This window comes from Microvirga calopogonii, assembly GCF_003347665.1.
Taxonomy (GTDB): domain Bacteria; phylum Pseudomonadota; class Alphaproteobacteria; order Rhizobiales; family Beijerinckiaceae; genus Microvirga; species Microvirga calopogonii.
Genome location: NZ_QDGA01000009.1, coordinates 16602 through 35715, shown reverse-complemented (window position 1 = coordinate 35715; position 19114 = coordinate 16602). Strand labels below are relative to the sequence as shown.

Here is a 19114-nt window from a genome sequence, read left to right as displayed (position 1 = left end):
TTTTAGATGATCTCGAAGTAACGGGCGAGCTGCCAATCCGTGATGGCCTTGCGGGCTTCCCTCTCCTCCCATTCGCGCGTGGCCGCGTAATGGTCGACGAAGGTATCGCCGAAGAGCTGGCGGGCCGCCTGCGAGCCCTTCAGGCGCTCGGCCGCCTCGCCCAGCGAACGTGGCAGAGCCCGCTCCTTCGGGTGCTCCACCGCATAGGCGTTGCCCTCGATCGGCTCGCCGGGGTCGATCCGGTTCTCGATGCCCCACAGGCCCGAACCGATGGCGGCCGCGAGCGCGATATATGGATTGATGTCGGCGGCCGCGACCCGGTATTCCACGCGCTGCGATTTCTCGGAGCCGGGAATGACGCGCAGGGCCGTGGTGCGGTTCTCCACGCCCCAGGCAGAATCCGTCGGAGCCCAGAAGCCCGGGATGAGCCGCGTGTAGCTATTCACCGTGCAGGCCACCATGGCGAGGATCTCGGGCATCAGCTTCTGCTGGCCGCCGACGAACCAGCGCATGGTCTCCGACATCGAATGCTTGCCGTTCGCATCGTAGAATGTGCCTTTGCCGGTGCGAAGATCGCGTAAGGAAGCGTGCAGATGGCCGGACTGGCCGGGCCAGTCGCGCGACCACTTGGCCATGAACGTCGCCATCCAGCCGCGACGCTGCGCGAGGATCTTGGTGTAGGTCTTGAACAGGGCCGCCTTGTCGGCCGCCTTCAGCGCGTCGTCGACGCGGATCGCGGCTTCCAGAACACCGGGCCCGGTCTCGGTATGCAGCCCCTCGATCTCGAAATCCATCTTGTTCGCAAGGTCGAGAAGTTCGTGATAGAAATCCGCATGAACGCCTGAGCGCAGCACCGAATAGCCGAAGAAGCCCGGCGTGATGTTCTTCAGGTCGCGATAGTTCTTCTCGCGCACGGAATGCGGAGTTTCCTCGAACAGGAAGAACTCGAACTCGGCGGCGGCCGAGACGGCAAAGCCCATGTCCTCTGCCTTCTTCAGCACGCGGCGCAGCACGCCGCGCGGACAGGCGGCCTCCGCGTAGCCGTCGAACTCGGCGAGGAAGAACGGAAGATCGTTCTCGAAGGGGATGAGCCGCATCGTTTCCGGCAGGATCCGCACCGGCGCATCCGGATAGGCCGTGTGCCATCCGGTGAGCTTGGTGTTGTCGTAGAGCTGATCGTTGGAATCCCAACCCAGCACCACGTCGCAGAAGCCGAAGCCCTTCTCGAGAGCGGATTCGAACTTGTCGCGGGCCATGTACTTGCCGCGCATGATGCCGTCGACATCGGTCACGCCGACCTTCACGAAGGGAAGGTCGCGGCTGCGCACGTATTCCGCAGCCTCGGCGGCATTCTTGATCTTGGGAGCGTCCATACGAAATACCTTGAACAGAAAGGGTGGGAGCGCGTCAGCCGCGCCCCCTTGGGTTCGTTCGAGCATCAGACCCAAAAGTGGACTTGCACTTTTGGGATTGATCCGATGCTCATCTATTCATTGGCGCATCGCTTTGGCGGAAAACCGGATCCACTTTTCGCTGACGCGGCCCTCTGGGTCCGCACGATGCGCTAGTACGTCTTGTATTCCGCCTCGCCCTTGGTGAGAGCGAACTCCTCCTCCGGCGAGAGGATGAGCTTGTGGCGCCCGATGATCAGGAAGTAGGCCATCATCACGGAATAGTAGATGGCCACACCGATGACGGCCGTCTGGAAGACCGAGTCGGTGAGCTGGAAGTAGAGCGTCACCGCCGCGATGACCATGCAGGTCACGGCTCCCGCGATCCCGAAGGGGCTCCGATAGGGCCGGTGCAAGCTCGGGAACTTCCTCTTGAGGACGATGTAGGACATGCCCTGCATGAAGTAGGCCAGCATCGCGCCGGCGACCGCCATGTTGAGCAGCGTGCCGCCGATCACGGTCGCCCCCGCCTCGGCGCCACGGGCGAACCAGATGATCAGCATCACCAGGAGGCCGAGCACGGCGCCCGCGATCAGCGCCACGTGCGGCGTCTTTCGCTCGCCGTGCGTGACTGACAGGAAACTCGGGAAATATCCCGCCCGCGACAGCGAGTAGATCTGCCGCCCGAAGGCGAAGATGATGGTGTGGAACGACGCAATCAGCCCGATCACCGCGACCGCCGCCAGGATTTTGGCGATGTCGGTGCCGAACAGGGTGCGGAAGCCGTCGAGCAGCGGCTCGCCGGACTTGCCCAGGCCTGCGGCGCCGGGCGCGATGCCCGTGTTCAGGAAGAGCACGAGGAACGCGGAGGCGATCAAGGTCAGGATGCCGGCAATAATGCCCTTGGGCATGTCCTTCTGCGGGTCGTGCGATTCCTCGGCCGCGAGCGGCAGCTGCTCGATGGCGAGAAACAGCCAGACCGCGAAGGGCAACGATGCCAGGATGCTGCCCACGCCCATGGGCAGGAACGGGCCGCCGCCATTCGGCAGTTCAGCTCCGTCCGGACCGATGTTCAGCGCCCAGCGGGAGAAATCGAACTGGCCGGAGAGCAGCACCGACACATAGAAGAAGGCGAGCACCGCGAGTGCCGCCAGGGTCACCCCGACGGTGACCTTGAACGAGAGCTCGACGCCGATGATGTTGAGGCCAACGAACAAGGCGTAGCACAGAACCCAGTAGACCGGCTGGAAGGCCGGCGACGTATCGAAGATCGCCGACAGGTACGAGCCGATGAAGAATACGATCACGGCCGGAGTGAGCACGAACTCGATGTTCTCCGCGATGCCCGTGATGTAGCCCGCCCAAGGTCCCATGGAGGTGCGCGCGAACGAGTAGGCGCCGCCCGTATGCGGCAGGGCCGGCGACATCTCGGCGAGCGAGAAGGTGAGGCCCAGATACATGATGGCGATGATGATGGTCGCGAAGAACATCGCGCCGAAGCCGTTGGTGAGGCCCAGGTTCCACCCGGAATAATGGCCCGAGATTACGGCCCCGACGCCGAGCGCCCAGAGCGACCAGACACGGGCATGACGCTTGAGACGCCGTGCTTCGAAATAGCTTTCATCCACCGTGGTGTAGGTAATGCCGGCGGCGCCCTGCACTCCGGTCGGCGGGGCATGCACTCCTGTACTTCCTTGTCCGACTGACATCGAGTTGATCCTCCAAGAAGTTCTGCCTTTCGGGTCAGGGCGCATGACGCGCCATGCCCGTCATCAGAGCGTCCGTGCCCCCTCCCTCAAAAGCGGCGCGAGACGGCGAGCCCACGACGCCTGTTCGTCTTGTGTGCGAATCAGGTCGTTGCGGATTTCGATCATCAGCGGGGGAAGGCCGCGCCTCTCGGCGTGGCGCTCGAGGGTGTGGAACACCCGATCCGCCGGTGAATAGGGTTCGTTCATGCCGACGACGAGCGCCGGATCCTGCTTCAACCCGGCCTCGACGCTGCGCGCATAGCGCTCGTCGCGGTCGAAGATCAGGCCGATCTGCCAGGGGCGTGGCACGTCACGGTAGACAGGCGTGAAGGAATGGATTGAGACGATGGTGGTCAGCTGCCCTGCCGCCTTGCGGGAATCGGCGAAGGCATCAACGGCGCCGTGAAACGCATCGTACACCTCGCGCACGCGGGTCGCCCGCTCCGTCTCGTCGAGATCGAGGTTGCCGGGGATCTTGGTACGCTCGCTGAGCGTCCAGATCGAATCCGGCGCAGATGGCTCGCGATTGAGATCGAGGACGAGGCGCGACACGGTGGCATGAATCAGCGGCGCATCGAGCAGGCGCGAGAGTTCCTTCGCCACGCCGAGCGCGCCGGGGTCCCAGGCAATGTGGCTCTCGAGTTCGGCGGGCCCAAGCCCCAGGGTGCCATAGCGGGCCGGCAGATGATTGGAGGCATGTTCGCAAATGAGCAGGATCGGCGAGCGCCCTCGCGGGTTCTCAATGGCTGCAACCGGCTCCACCGCCTGTGCGGCGTGTCTCTCACCGACTGCCGTCCGACTCGCATGCGCCATGCGGCCCTCCGTTGCCTGCAGGATGCAGGTGATCGCCCTCGTTTGAACGCTTAATACGTTTCTTGATGATTTTTATTCTATGAAATTTTTGATACAGCTTTTAACAACCGTCAAGGTGGGGAAACGAAACATTCCAACATGAACTCTGCCAACGCCATTCCGCCCGCAGCTCCGCCAAGTCTGGCCGAACGCATTCGCCTCGACATGGACAGCTTCACGCTCAGCGAGAAAAAGGCCGCGCACCTTCTGCTCAGCCATTATCCCTTTGCGGGCCTCGATACGGTGGCGGAATTCGCGTCCCGGGCCGGCATTTCCGCACCCTCGGCATTACGTTTCGTCATCCGTCTGGGCTTCAACGGCTTTCCGGACTTCCAGAAGCACCTGCGGGAGGAATTGGAGGCGCAGCTGCTCTCCCCGCTGGCCAAGGCAAGCCCCTCCGACGAGGGCAAAGGCGCCCCTGCCCTGGCTTCTTTTGCCGAGGCGGTGATCGGCAATTTGCGGGCGACGGTGGAGAACATCGCGCCGGCCGAGTTCGACGCGGTGGTGTGCCTGCTCGGCGACCCGCGCCGGCGGATCCATTTCACGGGCGGACGCTTCACCGGAGCGCTCGCGCGCTACGCCGAAAGCCATCTCCGCATCGTGCGCGGGCATGTGGATTTCATCGAAGGGCAGCCTGCCCTCTGGCGCGACAGGATGATCGAGATCGGCAAGAAGGACGTCATCGTCGCCTTCGACATCCGCCGTTACCAGGAAGACGTGACGGCCCTTTGCGAAACGGCCGCGAAGCAGGGCGCGACCGTCGTTCTTCTGACCGATCCCTGGCTCTCGCCCATCGCCCGCGTCGCCCGTCACGTCCTGCCGGCCCATATCGTGGCGCCTTCGAACTGGGACTCCTCGGCGGGCCTTCTTCTGCTGACCGAGGCGCTCATCGCGGCGGTCACCAAGCACCTGTGGGAGACCGCCAAGCCGCGCATGGAGGCGGTCGAGCGGTTGCGGGGCGAAAAGCCTTAAGGCCTATTCCGCGGCCTCCGGCCGGTTTCTTTGCAGCCAGCCGATGAGGAACGGCAGGACGAGTCCGATCCCCAGGAAACGGACGAGGTGGTGGATGCCCACATAGAGCGGGTCGAGTCCGAGGATCAGGGCCAGCACGGTCATGGCTTCCAACCCGCCCGGCGCGAAGGCCACGAGACCGTTGGCGAAACTGACCCCGGCGAGCCAGGCGGCGACGGCGGCGAAGACGGCCGCCACCACCATGCCGACCGTGAAGGAGCCGATCGCCGACACGAGCGCTCTCCTGAGGGTCGAGCGCTGAAGATTGCGGAACCGGTCGGCGATGAAGAGCCCGATCAGCACGAGGCCGCCCGTGGCGATCGCCGGGGGGATGACGCCGGTCACGAACTCGGTGCCGTGGCTGACGGAACTGACGATTGTGGCGCCGAGCAGGATCGGAGCGGCCACCTTCAGCTTCTTGAACACCGTCCCCAGCACAAGCCCGCCAAGCAGGATGAAGGCCATGCCTTCCGGGCTCTCGACGGGAAGCCCTGCACCGACCAGCGCACCCGTGTTTCCCCCTCCTCCGGTCATGACGACGAGACTCGGCAGCAACGCGATCAGCACGAAGAGCCGAAAGTTCTGCACGATGGCGATGGACGCCACCTCCGCCTTCCGGTCTGCTGCCACGGCCAGAACGGTGGACAGCGCGCCAGGAACGGAGGCCAGCACCGCATCGGCCTTGCGCCAGCCGGACATGCGCACCAGCCAGGCGCTCGATGTGGTGGAAATGGCCACGATACCGAGGACCAGCAGGATGAGACTGCCCGGGTAACGCCCCATGGCCTCGATGGCGGCGGGCGTCACCGCCGCGCCCATGGCGGCGCCCGAGGTGAGCATGGCGGCATCGGCCAGCGCCTTCGGCAGGGGCACGGCCCAGCCGGTCAGGCCCCAGAGCGTTGCCGCGATGGCGGAACCCGACAGCCATGCGGCCGGAATGCCGAGCCAGTAGAAGAGGAGCCCACCGAGAGCGGCAACCAGGATCTGTACGAGATGGGCGAGGATGAGACGCATCACGGTCCAGCTCAATGGACGGCGTTTGCGCTTACGTCAAATGCCCAGGATGCGCGCATGCCATGCGGTCAAGGTCTGCCCGTGCCGAGGCGAAGCGTTGCGGAGATCGCAAAAGCCTGCTGAGATTGCGCTCAGTCGAACACGACAAGGGAGAAAACGGTGCTGCACGGAATCGACCCGGCGCTCAATGCGGATCTTTTGTATGTGCTCCAGGCCATGGGACACGGCGACGATCTCGTGATCTGCGATGCCAATTTCCCCGCCGATTCCATCGCGCGCCAGACCACCTACGGCCGGGTGATCCGCATGGACAACATCGGCTCGCCGCGCGCCATCCGCGCCGTCCTGTCGCTGATGCCCCTCGACAGCTTCGTCGAATATCCCGCAGAGCGCATGGAGGTCGTCGGCAATCCCGACGAGCTTCCGGCCATTCAGCAGGAAGCTCAAGAAGAGATCGACGCGGTCGCGCGCCGCGACGCCGGGCGAGACAGCTGGCCAATGGGGTCGGTCGAACGCTTCGCGTTCTACGAGCGCGCGAAGAAGGCCTATGCAATCGTCGCGACCGGCGAGCGCCGCTTCTATGGCTGCTTCATCCTCAAGAAGGGTGTGATCCCGCCTCCATAGGCAGGATCATCTCATCAGGCCACGAGCCTCGGCAGGGCTTCGCTGATGCGGCGGACCGCCTCCTCTACGTCCTCTTGCTTGCGCAGGTAGCACAGGCGCAGGTAGCCCTCGCCGGCCTCCCCGAAGGCGGAGCCCGGCGCGAGGCCGACATTCGCCTCGTCGATGAGCCGGAAGGCGATGTCCTTCGAATTCGTCGCGCCCTTGATCTTCAGGAAGGCATAGAAGGCGCCGCTCGGCGGCGGCAGCTCCACGAGGCCGGTCTCTGCCAGACACCCGACCACCTCGCGGCCGTAACGGGCCTTGGCGATCTGATCGGCCAGGAAGTCCTCGCCCTGCTCGATGGCCGCCACGCCCGCGCGCTGGATGAAGACCGGCGTGCCGGAGGTCTGGTACTGCACGAGGTTCTCGATCACCTGCCCGAGGGAGGGCGGCGCCTCCAGCCAGCCGAGGCGCCAGCCGGTCATCGCCCAGTTCTTCGAGAACGTCTGGACGAAGACGATCTTGTCCTCCGGCTCCATCACGTCGCGGAAGGACGGTGTGCGCCCATCGACCGTCAGCGCCGGATCGTGAACGAAGCGGCCATAGATCTCATCCGCCACGATCCAGAGCCCATTCCGCCGGGCGAGTTCCAGCGCGGCGCGCAGGTCGGCATGGGTCGCGACCCAGCCGGTTGGATTGGATGGCGAGTTGATGACGAGCACGCGGGTGCGCGGCGTAATCGCCTGTTCGAGCCGCTCGAAATCGAGATGCCAGCCTTGTCCATCGATGGTCATCGGCACGGCGACGGGACGCGCGCCGGCAATGGTGATCGCGCCGGCGAAGTTCGGCCAGGCCGGCGTGGGAACCAGAACCTCGTCGCCGTTGCCGGCCAGCATTCGGAAGGCGATCTGCATGGCCGGCATGCCGCCGGAGGTCACGAAGAACCTCTCCGGATCGAAGGCCTTGCGGTAGACCCGCTCATGGTAGCCGGCAATGGCCTGGCGGAGCTCCGGAATGCCGCGCTGGTAGGTGTAGAAGGTCTCGCCTTTCGCGAGCGACTGGGCCGCGGCCTCGCAGATGAAGGATGGCGTCGGCAGGTCGCCCTCCCCGACCCAGAGCGGGATGATGCCGGGCTTCAGACGACCGTAGCTGAACACGTCGACGATCCCGCTCGTCGGCGCTTGCTCCGCCTCCGGGCGCAGGTTGAGAACGGACGGAACCGGCACTGACACATTCATGGGAGGACTTCCTTGGAAAGACACGAACAGGCATGGCCCGTTCACCCTCTCAAGGCAAGTCCGGAATAGGTATCATGACAAAAGACGAAGGATCCGATCGAAACCTGTGATGGGTGTCAGGTCGTCCGGCCCGCCTTCAGGAGATCGCGGATTTCCGTCAGCAGCTTCACGTCGGCGGGGATCTCCGCCGGTTTGTCGGCCGTGCCGGTCTTCGCATCCTCCGTGCGGCGCAGGCGGTTCATGCCCTTGACCAGGAGGAAGAGGATCCAGGCAATGATGGCGAAGTTGATGGCGACCGTGATGAAGTTGCCCCAGCCGAGCACGGCGCCCTGCTTCTTGGCCTCGTCGAGGGATCCGGCCGTGACGTTGCCCGACAGGGCCGTGAAGTGGTTCGAGAAGTCGAGGCCGCCGGTGACGGCCCCGATGATCGGCATGAAGATGTCACCGACGAGGGAATCCACGATCCTGCCGAAGGCGGCACCGATGATGATGCCGATGGCGAGATCGACCACGTTGCCGCGCAGGGCGAATTGCTTGAATTCATTCCACATGACCGGACCTCTTTCGCTTGCTCTCAAGCTTAAGCTGCCCGATCTGGGAATTCCGTCAAGCTTTACGCGCCGCCAGAAGATCCTGCAGGTCGAGGCGCTGCGTGACCATGGCAAGCTCGCCATTGGCGGTTCTGGGCCACTGATCTTCCGGCCGGTCGACATAGAGCTCGATGCCGTTGCCGTCCGGATCGCTCAGGTAAAGCGCCTCGCTCACCCCATGATCGCTCGCGCCCTGCAGGGGGATGCCCGCTTCGGCCAGCCGGTAGAGCGCATCCGCGAGGGCTGCCCGCGTCGGGTAGAGGATCGCCACATGGTAGAGCCCTGTCGTGCCGGGAGGCGGCGGGGAGCCGCCCTTGCTCTCCCAGGTGTTGAGGCCGATGTGGTGATGGTAACCGCCCGCCGAGATGAAGGCGGCCTGGGTTCCGTAGCGCTGGATCAGCTCGAAGCCGAGCACGCCGCAATAGAAGGCGAGCGCGCGGTCGAGGTCGGCCACCTTCAGGTGAACATGCCCGATCCTGACGCCGGGATCGATGGGACGGGCCACCGGCGCACCGGTGGCATCCTGGGGAATGGGCTTGACCATGAGCGTGCCTCAGGCTGAGCGCGGGGAAAACGAGGGAGCAGTCTTCGCCGATCCGGTCCGCACCGCAAGAGCGCCGTCGCCCAGAAGAGCCTGCGCCACGAGCGCCGCGATCCAGAACGCGAGATATTCCCAGCCGCCGTTCGGATTGTTGAAGAAGAAGCCGGCCGGACCATGAACGAACGCGATGGCGCCGAGCAGGATCGGGATCAGGGCGAGCGAGACCCAGCGGGTGAAGAACCCGAGGATGAGCGCGATGCCACCGGCGGTTTCCGCCGCGATGGTCAGGTAGGCCAAGGCCGGAGGCAGGCCGAGGCTGCCGAAGAACTGGGCCGCGCCGGCCGGCGTGAACACGAAGACCTTCAAGCCTGCATGGGCGAGGAACACGAGGCCGAGCGTGATGCGCAGGACCAGGGCGGCGTAGGGAGCGGTACGGGTATCGATCATGGAGGATCTCCTAAAGTGAGCCTTCCATATGACCTCAAACCAAGAATGTGATAATCCCGCTACCGGAATATTACTTCACACCTGGAGAGTGAGATCACGCCATGCTCGACCGCGTCACCGGCATGCAGGTCTTCGTTCGCGTCGCCACCCTCGGGAGCTTCTCGGCCGCGGCACGGGCGCTTCATCTGTCGCAGACCATGGTGACGAAGCACGTGGCCGCCCTCGAAGAGCGGCTCGGGGTCAAGCTGCTGCACCGCTCCACCCGCAAGCTGGTGCTGACCGAAGAGGGCCGGGCCTATCTCGCCGCCTGCGAGCGGATCCTCGCCGAGATCGAGGAGGCGGAAGCCTCAGCCAGCCTCGACCGCATCGAGCCCCGTGGAACGCTGCGGCTCAACGTTCCTCTCACCTTCGGTTTCCGGCAGGTCGTCCCGGCCCTCACGGAATTCAGCCGGCATTACCCCGCCGTCTCGTTCGACCTGGGGCTCGCGGACCGCTATGTCGATCTTATCGAGGAAGGATGGGATCTGGCGATCCGGATCGGCCGCCTGAAGGATTCGAGCCTCGTGGCACGGCGACTCGCCGCCTGCCGCACCATCGTCTGCGCCTCCCCGGCCTACCTGAAAGCCCATGGCACTCCGCAAGCCCTGGAGGATCTCGCCCGGCACAACTGCCTCGGCTATACCCTGCCGAGCGCCATCGGGGCGAGCCGCTGGACCTTCGGCCTCGACGGCGAGATCGCAGTGCCGATCCAGGGCAATCTTCGGGCCAACAACGGCGACGCCCTCTTGGCCGCAGCCGTCGCCGGACAGGGGCTCATCTACCAGCCCACCTTCATCGTCGGCGACAGCCTGCGCGAAGGTAGCCTCGTTCCGGTCCTGACCGCCTATCCGACTTACGAACCTGCCATCCATGCGGTCCTGCCCTCGGGCCGCCAGGCTCCGGCCAAGGTCCGTGCCTTCGTGGCATTCCTGGCCGAGCGCTTCGGGCCGGAGCCAGAATGGGACCGGGACCTGTGACGCCCCTGCCATGGCTTTCGTCCCCTTAACCCGCTAAAGCTATTCGGTGTTTGCTTTCGAGGGTTGAGCCTATGGTCGCCACCTGGGCCGTCGTACTGTCCGCGCTGGTTTATCTCTGCTTCCTGTTCACCGTGGCCCATTGGGGCGACAATGGAGGGCGGCGCTTCATTCTGGGCCCTGCCCGCTCCACCATCGCGGCCCTTGCTCTTGCGGTCTATTGCACGTCCTGGACCTTCTTCGGATCGGTGGGACTTGCAAGCCATTCCGGTTTCGACTTCCTGGCGATCTATATCGGCCCGGTCCTCGTGATCGGATTGGGCTATCCGCTGGTCGCCCGCATCGTGCGGGTGGCGAAGACGCAGAACATTTCCTCCATCGCCGATTTCGTCGCGGCCCGTTACGGCAAGAGTGAGCGGGTCGCGGCCCTCGTCAGCCTGATTGCGCTTGTCGGCTCCATTCCCTATATCGCGCTCCAGCTGAAAGCCGTCTCGTCGTCTCTCGACGTCTTCCTGACGGCAGCCAACGAGACCTTCCTGATGAAGCCTCCCTTCATCGGCGATCTCGCTCTCGTGGTCGCTCTCGTGCTGGCGGGCTTCGCCGTCGCCTTCGGCACCCGCCACACCGATGCGACCGAACACCAGAACGGGCTTCTGCTGGCGATCTCTCTGGAATCGGTGGTGAAGCTCGTCGCCTTCCTGGTGGTCGGCGGCTACATCACCTTCGTGATGTTCGACGGCTACGACACCATCGTACAGAAGCTGCATGCGCAGGGCACCACTGCGGAGCTGATGAACCGAACCTCAGGGTTCGGCAGCTACATCACGCTCATCCTGCTCTCCAGCTGCGCGGCGCTTCTCCTGCCGCGCCAGTTCCATGTGACCGTGGTCGAGAACCACGACATCGCGGATCTGAAGCGTGCCGCCTGGCTGTTTCCGCTCTACCTGCTTCTCATCAACCTTTTCGTGATCCCCATCGCCCTTGCGGGCCTTGCCTCGTTTCCCGAAGGCACTGTCGATCGCGACATGATCCTTCTCGCCCTGCCGCTCTCGGACAAGGCAGGGATCATCGCCGTTCTCGCCTTCCTCGGCGGTTTCTCGGCGGCCACGGCGATGGTCATCGTCGACTCCGTCGCCGTGGCGGTGATGATCTCGAACCATCTCGTGATGCCGATCGTCCTGAGACGACGCGCCTTTGCGGGCATCGATCCCGGCAATTTCGTGATCGGGGTCAGGCGCATCTCCATCGTCCTGGTCATCCTTCTCGGCTATGCCTATTACCGGGCGTCCGGAGAGGCCGCCCTTGCAGCCATCGGCCTTTTGTCCTTCGCCGCCATCGCGCAGGTCGCGCCCGCCTTTCTCGGCGGGCTCATCTGGTCTCGCGGCACCGCACTCGGAGCCAGCATCGGGCTGATCGTCGGCTTCCTCACCTGGGCCTATACGCTTCTCCTTCCGAGCCTCGTCTGGGATGGCGTGTTCTGGTCCGACGTCGTCGTCACGGGGCCCTTCGGCATCACGGCTCTCAAGCCAACATCCCTGTTCGGTGTCGACCTGCCGCAGCTCACCCACGGCGTCGTCTGGAGCCTGACGCTCAACATTCTCTGCTATATCGGCTTCTCGCTCTGGCGGCCGGTGACCGCGATGGAGCAGATTCAGGCCAATGTTTTCCTGGGCGAGGCCGCCGCCTCCGCGGCACCGAGCTTCCGCCTGTTCCGCGCCAGCGTGACCGTCGGCGAACTGCGCGCCACCGTGGCGCGCTATCTCGGCGAGGAGCGCACGACCCGCTCCTTCGAAGGCTTCACCCATAGCCGCGGACAGAGCCTGGAACCCCGCGCCGAAGCCGACGTCCATCTCCTGCGCTATGCGGAACATCTGTTGGCGTCCGCCATCGGCACGGCGTCGTCTCGCCTCGCGCTATCGCTATTGCTGCGCCGCCGCACCGTGTCGACGGAAGCGGCGCTCAAGCTGCTCGACGACGCCTCCGCGGCCATCCAGCATAGCCGCGACCTTCTCCAGCATGCGCTCAACTACGCCAAACAGGGCATCACGGTGCTCGACAGCGACCTGCGCCTGCTGGCATGGAACCAGGCCTTCATCGATCTCTACGACATGCCACCCAACTTCGTTCACGTGGGCATCAGCATGGAGCGCATCGTTCATTACAATGCCTCACGCGGATCCTACGGTCCGGGCAGGATCGACGATCTGGTCGAAGCGCGCCTCCACTCCTTCCGCCACGACGTGGAGCCGGTGCGCCTCAAGCTCTATCCATCCGGCAAGGTCATCGAGATCCGCTCGAACCTGCTGCCCGACGGCGGCCACGTGACCACCTACACGGACGTGACCGAAACCGTGCTGGCGGAAGAGGCGAGCCGCCGCGCGAACGAGACGCTGGAACAGCGCGTGCGCGAGCGAACCGAGGAATTGACGCGTCTCAACGAAGCCTTGCGGAGCGCGAAGGCCGAGGCGGACGAGGCGAATATTTCCAAGACCCGCTTTCTGGCCGCCGCCTCGCACGACATTCTCCAGCCCCTCAATGCGGCGCGTCTTTACGCGGTCTCTCTCGTCGAGCGGGACCGCGAAGCCGGCGACGCGACCCTGGCCGAAAACATCGATGCCTCGCTCGATGCGGTCGAGGAAATCCTGACCGCTATCCTCGACATCTCGCGTCTCGATACGGGCGCCATGAAGCCGCAATGGTCGAGCTTCCGGATCGACGAATTGTTCCGTCAGCTGCAGCGCGAGTTCGAACCCGTCGCCCGCAACAAGGGCCTGAAACTGACCTTCGTGCCCTCAACGCTGACCGTGCGCTCGGACCGCCGCCTCATGCGCCGCCTGCTGCAGAACCTGATCTCCAACGCGATCAAATACACGCCGTCGGGCCGGGTGATCGTCGGCGGGCGCCGGCGCGGCGGCCATCTCGTGCTGGAGGTGTGGGACACGGGCCTCGGCATCCCGCCCTCGAAGCAGCGCATCGTGTTCCGCGAGTTCCAGCGCCTCGATCAAGGCATGAAGGCCGCGCGGGGCCTGGGCCTCGGCCTTTCCATCGTCGAGCGCATCGGCCGCGTGCTCAAGCATCCGATCACGCTGAACTCGGATGTGGGCCGCGGCTCCGTGTTCCGGGTCGAGGTGCCGGTGGTGGCGGCTCTTCCGGCCACGGTCGCCGCGCCGGAGGCGCCGAAGCCGGCCGCCACGGTGCTGTCGGGCCTGCGCGTGCTCGTGATCGACAACGAGCCCGCCATCCTCGAAGGCATGCGCCTGCTTCTCTCGGGCTGGGGCTGCGACACCTGGACGGCGTCCGATCTGGAGACCGCCCACCAGGCATTGAGAACGCACAGGGCCCTGCCCGAAGTCATCATCGCCGATTATCACCTGGACGACAGCGACGGCCTCGAACTGATCAAGGCCCTTCGCTGGAAGACCCAGGTCGATACGCCGGCCGTTCTCGTGACCGCCGACCGCACGCCCGCGGTGCGCGACGCGGCGACGGGCATGAACATCCACGTGCTCAACAAACCGCTGAAGCCGGCAGCCCTGCGTGCCCTGCTGACGCAATGGCGCGCGACGAAGGTCGCGGCGGAGTAGGCCACCACCGCATGTCATCGCCGGCCTCGTGGCGGTGATCTCGATTACTTTAAGCGCGGCGTCCCACAATATCGGGATGGCCGGCACAAGGCCGGCCATGACGTCGGAGAGTGTAAGGACGTGAAGGCGTCATTCCCGGCTGGAGCGTAGCGCTTCATCCACCGCGGCAACCGCGTGGATCGTCGTGGTGTCGAACAGCGGCACCGCGCTGTCCTCTTCTGAGACCAGCAGCATTATCTCCGTGCAGCCGAGAATGATGCCTTGCGCGCCGCGTTCGATCAGGCGCGCGATGATCTCCCGATAGGCCTGCCGCGATTCCGGTTTGATGATTCCAAGCACGAGCTCCTTGTAGATGATCTCGTGCACGATCCGCCGGTCCGCCTCGTCTGGCACGATCACCTCGAGCTCATGGCGCCGTTGCAGGCGGCCCTTGTAGAAATCGTGCTCCATGGTGAAGGCCGTCCCGAGGAGGCCGATGCGCTGCAGGCCTGCAGCCTTGATTCTGTCGGCCGTGGGATCCGCAATGTGAAGCAGCGGAATGCTTACGGCCGATGAGATCGCATCCGCGACCCGGTGCATGGTATTCGTGCACAGGACGATGAAATCCGCGCCGCCGCGCTCCAGTCGCAGTGCGGCCTCCTTCATGGCCTGCGCGAGGCTTTCCCAATCCCCCTCGTGCTGCAGCCGCTTGATGTCCTCGAAGTCGACGGAATACATCAGGCATTGCGCCGAGTGCACGCCGCCGAGCCGCCGGTTCGTTTCCCGGTTGATGATACGGTAGTACTCGGCCGAGCTTTCCCAGCTCATGCCGCCGATGAGTCCGATGGTCCGCATGAGGCTATCAGGGGTTCGGCGTGTAGGGCGCGCGTCCGGAACTCAGCGCATCCTCGAGCAGTTCGAGCCGGTCCTGTCCCCAGAACACCTCGCCGTCGAGCACGTAGGCCGGCGAGCCGAAGACGTCGCCCGCGACGGCGTTCTCGAGATTGAGGGCATAGATCGCCTCCGTGGTGCTGCCGGTCACCACGTCCATGAGCGCCGACGAATCGAGCCCCGCTTGCTCGGCCAGCTCGGACAGGACGAGTGGATCGCTCAGGTCCCGCTCTTCCTCCCAAATGGCCGCGAAGGCCCGGCGCAGGAAGGCATCCGGGCTCCTGCCGGAGGCCGTGATCGCGATGACGAAGCGGTCGGCGAGGTTCACGTCGAAGGGCCAGTGCTTCGGATTGATGTTGAAGGCGAGGCCGCGTTTCTCGCGCCAACGCTGCAGTTCCACGATCCGGTAGCGCTGGCGCGCGGGATGACGCTGGGAGAGCGGCAGCCCCCCGGTCTCCGAAAAGACACGGCCCAGGAAGACAGGCTTGAAATTGACCTCGACCCCATGCCTCTGCGCGACTTCCATGAAGGGCGCATGGCCGATATAGGCCCAGGGGCTCACGAGGGAGAAGTAGTAATCGATGGTGCGGGGCATGGGTTCGCTTCGCCGGTAGCTGACAAGATGCCCCCACCTTGGACCATCAGGCGGCGCTCTTCAACGCCTCTTCGGCTCTGAGGAAAGCCTCGACCTCGGGCGTCACCGAGGGCGCCTTCTCCTGGATGCCGACTTCTGCGAGCAGGCGGCTCACGGGAACGAAACCCCTCTCCCGGCGGTCATAGATCCCGGCCCGGACAAGGGCGATGGCGTTGAGGATGGGGCTGCCGTCCCGGCCCGTCGAGACCAGCCGATGCTCCATGACCACATGGCTGTCGGACCATGTGAGGATCCGCGTCTCGAGGGTAAAGGGCCGGAAGGGCCTGAGCTCCCGCCGGAATCGGATCTGCCCCGCGCCCACCACCGGCACCCAGCCGTGCCTGAGGATGGGTCGCCACAGGCCGGAGCGGATCATGATGTCGGAACGGCCGAGATCCATGAGCGTCCAGTAGCGCCCATTGTTCATATGAAGCGAGGTATCGAGGTCGTGCGGCCAGACCCGGTATGTCAGGCGCGATACGTCCCGCACCGCATCGAGCCTCGGCCGGAAGAGCGAGGCGATGATCAGGTGAAGAACGCGCAGCCACAGGTTCATGTCAGGCCCATTCCGGTCTGCCGCTGGAACAGGATGAGGTCGAGGGCCGGCGCATCGAGGCCGAAGCCCGTCAGCAGGCCATGCACCTGTCCGCGATGATGCGTCTGATGATTGAAGAGGTGGGCCAGGGCCGGTGCAAGCGGCTGCTCGATCTCCGCCGGGTTCGTGATCGTCTTGTAGCGGATGCGGCCTTGGAGATCGGCCTCCGACAGGCTGTCGATATAGGCGACGATCCGCTCGTCTTCCTTCCGCCTTGCGTTGCGAAGGTCTTCGAGGTTCTCGAACAGGATCGCATCGAGCCGGTTCGGCGCCTCGCCCTGCCCCGTGAAGCGCTTCAGCCAGATGCGATCGGTGGCGAGGAGATGGTTCAGGGTGCCGTGAACCGACTTGAAGAAAGCCCCGCGGTCCGCGCGGTAATCCGCGTCGGAAAGCTGCGCGGCGACGTCATAGATGCGCTCGTTGCACCATGCGTTGTAGCCCGCCATCATCGCGAAGTGCGGTTTCATAGAGAGACTCCCTCGGGTGGGCTCGATTCTCAATCACGACACCATATCGTCATCCCGGACGTAGCAAAGCGGAGATCCGGGATCGCTTTCCGAATAGAGCGCCAGCCCTCTCCCCCCTTGTGGGGGAGAGTTGGAGAGGGGGGTACGGCGCCACACGTGGATAGGCTATCGCTCACACCCCCCTCCCGGCTGCTTTCGCAGCCACCCCTCCCCCACAAGGAGGAAGGGGACCCCACGCTGCACTTGTCACTCGATCCCGGATCGGCCTACGCCGTCCGGGATGACAACCGTTGATCAAGCCGCCTTCTTCGCCCCGGCGCGGCCGTAGAACGTGTCACCGGAGGCTGCCATGTCGAGCAGGATCTTCGGCGGCGCGAACCGGTCACCGTGCTTGGCCTGCAGATTCTTGCACAGCTCCACGAAGGTCTTCGCGCCCATGAAGTCGATGTAGGAGAGCGCGCCGCCCGTATAGGGCGCGAAGCCGAAGCCGAGGATGGAGCCCACATCCGCTTCGCGCGGATCGGTGATCACGCCCTCCTCGAAGGTGCGCGCGGCCTCCAGGGCCTGCGTGACGAGTAGGCGCTGCTTCAGCTCCTGCATGTCGACGAGTTCGGGCTCCACGTGCTTCGCCTGCAGATCCTTCAGTCCCGGCCACAGGTGCTTCTGCCCACCTTCCGGATAATCGTAGAAGCCTTTGCGGTTCTTGCGGCCGAGACGCCCTTCCTTCTCCACCAGCGCGGTGAGCAGCTCTTCCTGCTGCGGCACGATGGAGGATTCACCCAGCTGCGCCTTCGTGGCGCGCAGGATCTTGAGACCGAGATCGACGCCGACCTCATCGTTGAGCGAAAGCGGCCCGACCGGCATGCCCGCCTGCTTGCCCGACTGCTCGATCATCGCGGCCGGCAGGCCCTCGGTGAACATCAGGTGGCCTTCGAGAATATAGGCGAGCACGCACCGATTGGCGAAGAAGCCGCGCGAGTCGTTGACGACGATCGGCGTCTTCCTGATCAGCCGCACATAATCGAGCGCGGTGGCGAGCGCCTTGTCGCCTGTTTCCTTGCCCATGATGATCTCGACCAGCATCATCTTCTCGACGGGCGAGAAGAAATGAATGCCGATGAACTGGTCGGGCCTCTTCGATTGCCTGGCGAGCCCTGAGATCGGCAGGGTCGAGGTATTGGACGCGAAGATGCAATCCGGCCGGATCGCAGCCTCCACCTTCTCGATCACCTCGGCCTTGACCTTGGGATCCTCGAACACCGCCTCGATGACGAGATCGCAATCGGCCAGATCACCGTAATCGGCGGAAGGCGCAATGCGGGACAGAAGCGCATCGCGATCCGCCGTCTTGGCACGGCCTTTCATGATCTGGTCGCTCATGAGCTTGTGCGAATGCGCCTTGCCCTTTTCGGCTGATTCCACGTCGCGATCGATGAGCACGACGTCGAGCCCGGCATTGGCCGTGACGTAGGCCACGCTCGCGCCCATGAAGCCCGCGCCGACGACGCCGACCTTCCTCAGGCTCGTAGGCGGGACATCCTTGGGACGGCGGGCGCCCTTGTTGAGATCCTGCATGGAGATGAAGAGCGTGCGGATCATCGCCGCCGCCTCCTTCGAACGCAGGATCTTGGCGAACCAGCGCGATTCCACCTTGAGCGCCAGATCCATCGGCAGCTGCAGGCCCTGGTAGACGGATTCGAGAATCGCGCGGATCGCCGGGTAATTGTCCTGCGTCTCGCGGCGATAGATGGCGTTGGCCGGCGGCCAGATCTGCATGCCGGCGGCGGAATAGACCTTGTTGGAGGGCAGCTTGTAGCCCTTCTGGTCCCAAGGAGCGACCGCGGAGCCGCCCTGTCTGATCCAATCCTTCGCCGTCTGGACGATCGCATCACGCGGCGCGACCGCATGAACGAGGCCCATGTTGCGCGCCATGAGTGGGCGGATCTGCTCGCCCTTGAACAGCATCTGCAAAGCGTCGCCCGTCTGCATGAGACGCGCCACGCGCTGCGTGCCGCCGGCGCCGGGGAAGAGCCCGACCTTCACCTCGGGCAGGCCGACGCGGGTGGAGTCCACATCCGACAGAACACGGAAATGGCAGGCGAGCGCCAGCTCGAAGGCGCCGCCGAGGCACACGCCGTGGATGGCTGCGGCAAACGGCTTGCCGCTCGTTTCGAGGCGGCGATAGAGCAGAGAGAGCTTGCGCGATTCCTCGAAGAAGAACTGCATCGCGGTCTCTTCGCCCTTCTCCTTCGCAAGGCGCGCATATTCGGCGCCGAGCCCCTGGAGCATGGTGAGGTCGGCGCCGCCGGAAAAAGCCTCCTTGCCGGAGGTGATGACGCAGCCCTTGATGGCCTCGTCGCCGGCGACCGTCTCGATGATCCGTTCCAGCTCTCCCATCACCTCGGGCGTGATCACGTTCATGGAGCGACCGGGCATGTCCCAGGTCGCAAGCGCGATACCGTCGGCGTCGACCTCGAAGCGGAAATTGGTGAAGTTCGTCATAGTGGTTCTCCCCT

17 protein-coding genes are annotated in these 19114 nt (G+C 64.7%); 4 read left to right on the top strand and 13 right to left on the bottom strand.

Features of this window, described 5'->3' with window-relative positions; all coding sequences use genetic code 11:
• Positions 1 to 2: 2 nt before the first annotated feature.
• From DDF70_RS10265 to DDF70_RS10255, 3 genes are all read right to left on the bottom strand, one after another.
• On the bottom strand, positions 3 to 1373 hold the full coding sequence (locus tag DDF70_RS10265; protein ID WP_114944775.1) for a glutamine synthetase family protein: 1371 nt from the start codon (positions 1371 to 1373) through the stop codon (positions 3 to 5).
• Between the two features lie 191 nt (positions 1374 to 1564).
• Entirely contained in the window at positions 1565 to 3100 is a 1536-nt protein-coding gene (locus DDF70_RS10260) for an amino acid permease (RefSeq protein ID WP_114944774.1), read from the bottom strand.
• Between the two features lie 63 nt (positions 3101 to 3163).
• A complete protein-coding gene (locus tag DDF70_RS10255; RefSeq protein ID WP_114944773.1) occupies positions 3164 to 3952 on the bottom strand; it encodes an N-formylglutamate amidohydrolase in 789 nt (262 codons plus the stop codon).
• Positions 3953 to 4090: 138 nt separating this feature from the next.
• Here DDF70_RS10255 and DDF70_RS10250 point away from each other — a divergent pair, with 138 nt between their 5' ends.
• Positions 4091 to 4963: a MurR/RpiR family transcriptional regulator gene (locus DDF70_RS10250; RefSeq protein WP_114944772.1), complete on the top strand. Its 873-nt coding sequence runs from the start codon at positions 4091 to 4093 to the stop codon at positions 4961 to 4963.
• Between the two features lie 3 nt (positions 4964 to 4966).
• Here the strand turns inward: DDF70_RS10250 and DDF70_RS10245 are convergent, their stop codons facing one another.
• The gene (locus DDF70_RS10245) at positions 4967 to 6016 is read right to left on the bottom strand and encodes an AbrB family transcriptional regulator (RefSeq protein WP_114944771.1); all 1050 of its coding nucleotides are present in this window, start codon (positions 6014 to 6016) and stop codon (positions 4967 to 4969) included.
• Positions 6017 to 6175: 159 nt separating this feature from the next.
• Between DDF70_RS10245 and DDF70_RS10240 the strand changes: the two genes are divergently transcribed.
• The gene (locus DDF70_RS10240) at positions 6176 to 6640 is read left to right on the top strand and encodes an RbsD/FucU family protein (protein ID WP_114944770.1); all 465 of its coding nucleotides are present in this window, start codon (positions 6176 to 6178) and stop codon (positions 6638 to 6640) included.
• A gap of 14 nt (positions 6641 to 6654) precedes the next feature.
• Here the strand turns inward: DDF70_RS10240 and DDF70_RS10235 are convergent, their stop codons facing one another.
• The 4 genes from DDF70_RS10235 to DDF70_RS10220 form a co-directional block, all read right to left on the bottom strand.
• Positions 6655 to 7857, bottom strand: a complete 1203-nt coding sequence (locus DDF70_RS10235; protein WP_114944769.1) for a pyridoxal phosphate-dependent aminotransferase — start codon at positions 7855 to 7857, stop codon at positions 6655 to 6657.
• 116 nt (positions 7858 to 7973) lie between these two features.
• Positions 7974 to 8408 (bottom strand): large conductance mechanosensitive channel protein MscL, encoded by a 435-nt coding sequence (mscL, locus tag DDF70_RS10230; RefSeq protein WP_114944768.1) that lies wholly within the window; start codon positions 8406 to 8408, stop codon positions 7974 to 7976.
• A 55-nt stretch (positions 8409 to 8463) separates the two neighbouring features.
• On the bottom strand, positions 8464 to 8991 hold the full coding sequence (locus tag DDF70_RS10225; RefSeq protein WP_114944767.1) for a VOC family protein: 528 nt from the start codon (positions 8989 to 8991) through the stop codon (positions 8464 to 8466).
• A gap of 9 nt (positions 8992 to 9000) precedes the next feature.
• Positions 9001 to 9435, bottom strand: coding sequence for a DoxX family protein (locus tag DDF70_RS10220; RefSeq protein ID WP_114944766.1), 435 nt, complete (start codon positions 9433 to 9435; stop codon positions 9001 to 9003).
• Between the two features lie 101 nt (positions 9436 to 9536).
• Between DDF70_RS10220 and DDF70_RS10215 the strand changes: the two genes are divergently transcribed.
• On the top strand, positions 9537 to 10451 hold the full coding sequence (locus DDF70_RS10215; protein ID WP_114944765.1) for a LysR family transcriptional regulator: 915 nt from the start codon (positions 9537 to 9539) through the stop codon (positions 10449 to 10451).
• 71 nt (positions 10452 to 10522) lie between these two features.
• Positions 10523 to 14032: a PAS domain-containing hybrid sensor histidine kinase/response regulator gene (locus DDF70_RS10210; RefSeq protein WP_114944764.1), complete on the top strand. Its 3510-nt coding sequence runs from the start codon at positions 10523 to 10525 to the stop codon at positions 14030 to 14032.
• 129 nt (positions 14033 to 14161) lie between these two features.
• Here DDF70_RS10210 and DDF70_RS10205 read toward each other — a convergent pair whose 3' ends face one another.
• The 5 genes from DDF70_RS10205 to DDF70_RS10185 form a co-directional block, all read right to left on the bottom strand.
• Positions 14162 to 14866, bottom strand: coding sequence for an aspartate/glutamate racemase family protein (locus tag DDF70_RS10205; protein ID WP_114944763.1), 705 nt, complete (start codon positions 14864 to 14866; stop codon positions 14162 to 14164).
• Positions 14867 to 14873: 7 nt separating this feature from the next.
• Positions 14874 to 15497: a 2-hydroxychromene-2-carboxylate isomerase gene (locus DDF70_RS10200; protein WP_114944762.1), complete on the bottom strand. Its 624-nt coding sequence runs from the start codon at positions 15495 to 15497 to the stop codon at positions 14874 to 14876.
• Between the two features lie 46 nt (positions 15498 to 15543).
• A complete protein-coding gene (locus DDF70_RS10195) occupies positions 15544 to 16092 on the bottom strand; it encodes a thioesterase family protein (RefSeq protein ID WP_114944761.1) in 549 nt (182 codons plus the stop codon).
• Entirely contained in the window at positions 16089 to 16598 is a 510-nt protein-coding gene (locus DDF70_RS10190) for a DinB family protein (protein WP_114944760.1), read from the bottom strand. The genes DDF70_RS10195 and DDF70_RS10190 overlap by 4 nt, the downstream gene beginning before the upstream one ends.
• A gap of 294 nt (positions 16599 to 16892) precedes the next feature.
• Positions 16893 to 19100 carry an FAD-dependent oxidoreductase gene (locus DDF70_RS10185; protein WP_114944759.1) on the bottom strand — a complete coding sequence of 736 codons (2208 nt, stop codon included), beginning with the start codon at positions 19098 to 19100 and terminating at the stop codon, positions 16893 to 16895.
• Positions 19101 to 19114 lie beyond the last annotated feature (14 nt).

Bases quoted from the DNA above. Each gene is read 5' to 3' on its own strand.
- DDF70_RS10210 (WP_114944764.1), top strand. From the start codon at position 10,523: ATGGTCGCCACCTGGGCCGTCGTACTGTCCGCGCTGGTTTATCTCTGC.
- DDF70_RS10260 (WP_114944774.1), bottom strand. From the start codon at position 3,100: ATGTCAGTCGGACAAGGAAGTACAGGAGTGCATGCCCCGCCGACCGGA.
- DDF70_RS10205 (WP_114944763.1), bottom strand. From the start codon at position 14,866: ATGCGGACCATCGGACTCATCGGCGGCATGAGCTGGGAAAGCTCGGCC.
- DDF70_RS10195 (WP_114944761.1), bottom strand. From the start codon at position 16,092: ATGAACCTGTGGCTGCGCGTTCTTCACCTGATCATCGCCTCGCTCTTC.
- DDF70_RS10265 (WP_114944775.1), bottom strand. From the start codon at position 1,373: ATGGACGCTCCCAAGATCAAGAATGCCGCCGAGGCTGCGGAATACGTG.
- mscL (WP_114944768.1), bottom strand. From the start codon at position 8,408: ATGTGGAATGAATTCAAGCAATTCGCCCTGCGCGGCAACGTGGTCGAT.
- DDF70_RS10200 (WP_114944762.1), bottom strand. From the start codon at position 15,497: ATGCCCCGCACCATCGATTACTACTTCTCCCTCGTGAGCCCCTGGGCC.
- DDF70_RS10185 (WP_114944759.1), bottom strand. From the start codon at position 19,100: ATGACGAACTTCACCAATTTCCGCTTCGAGGTCGACGCCGACGGTATC.
- DDF70_RS10220 (WP_114944766.1), bottom strand. From the start codon at position 9,435: ATGATCGATACCCGTACCGCTCCCTACGCCGCCCTGGTCCTGCGCATC.
- DDF70_RS10190 (WP_114944760.1), bottom strand. From the start codon at position 16,598: ATGAAACCGCACTTCGCGATGATGGCGGGCTACAACGCATGGTGCAAC.
- DDF70_RS10250 (WP_114944772.1), top strand. From the start codon at position 4,091: ATGAACTCTGCCAACGCCATTCCGCCCGCAGCTCCGCCAAGTCTGGCC.
- DDF70_RS10255 (WP_114944773.1), bottom strand. From the start codon at position 3,952: ATGGCGCATGCGAGTCGGACGGCAGTCGGTGAGAGACACGCCGCACAG.
- DDF70_RS10245 (WP_114944771.1), bottom strand. From the start codon at position 6,016: ATGCGTCTCATCCTCGCCCATCTCGTACAGATCCTGGTTGCCGCTCTC.
- DDF70_RS10215 (WP_114944765.1), top strand. From the start codon at position 9,537: ATGCTCGACCGCGTCACCGGCATGCAGGTCTTCGTTCGCGTCGCCACC.
- DDF70_RS10235 (WP_114944769.1), bottom strand. From the start codon at position 7,857: ATGAATGTGTCAGTGCCGGTTCCGTCCGTTCTCAACCTGCGCCCGGAG.
- DDF70_RS10225 (WP_114944767.1), bottom strand. From the start codon at position 8,991: ATGGTCAAGCCCATTCCCCAGGATGCCACCGGTGCGCCGGTGGCCCGT.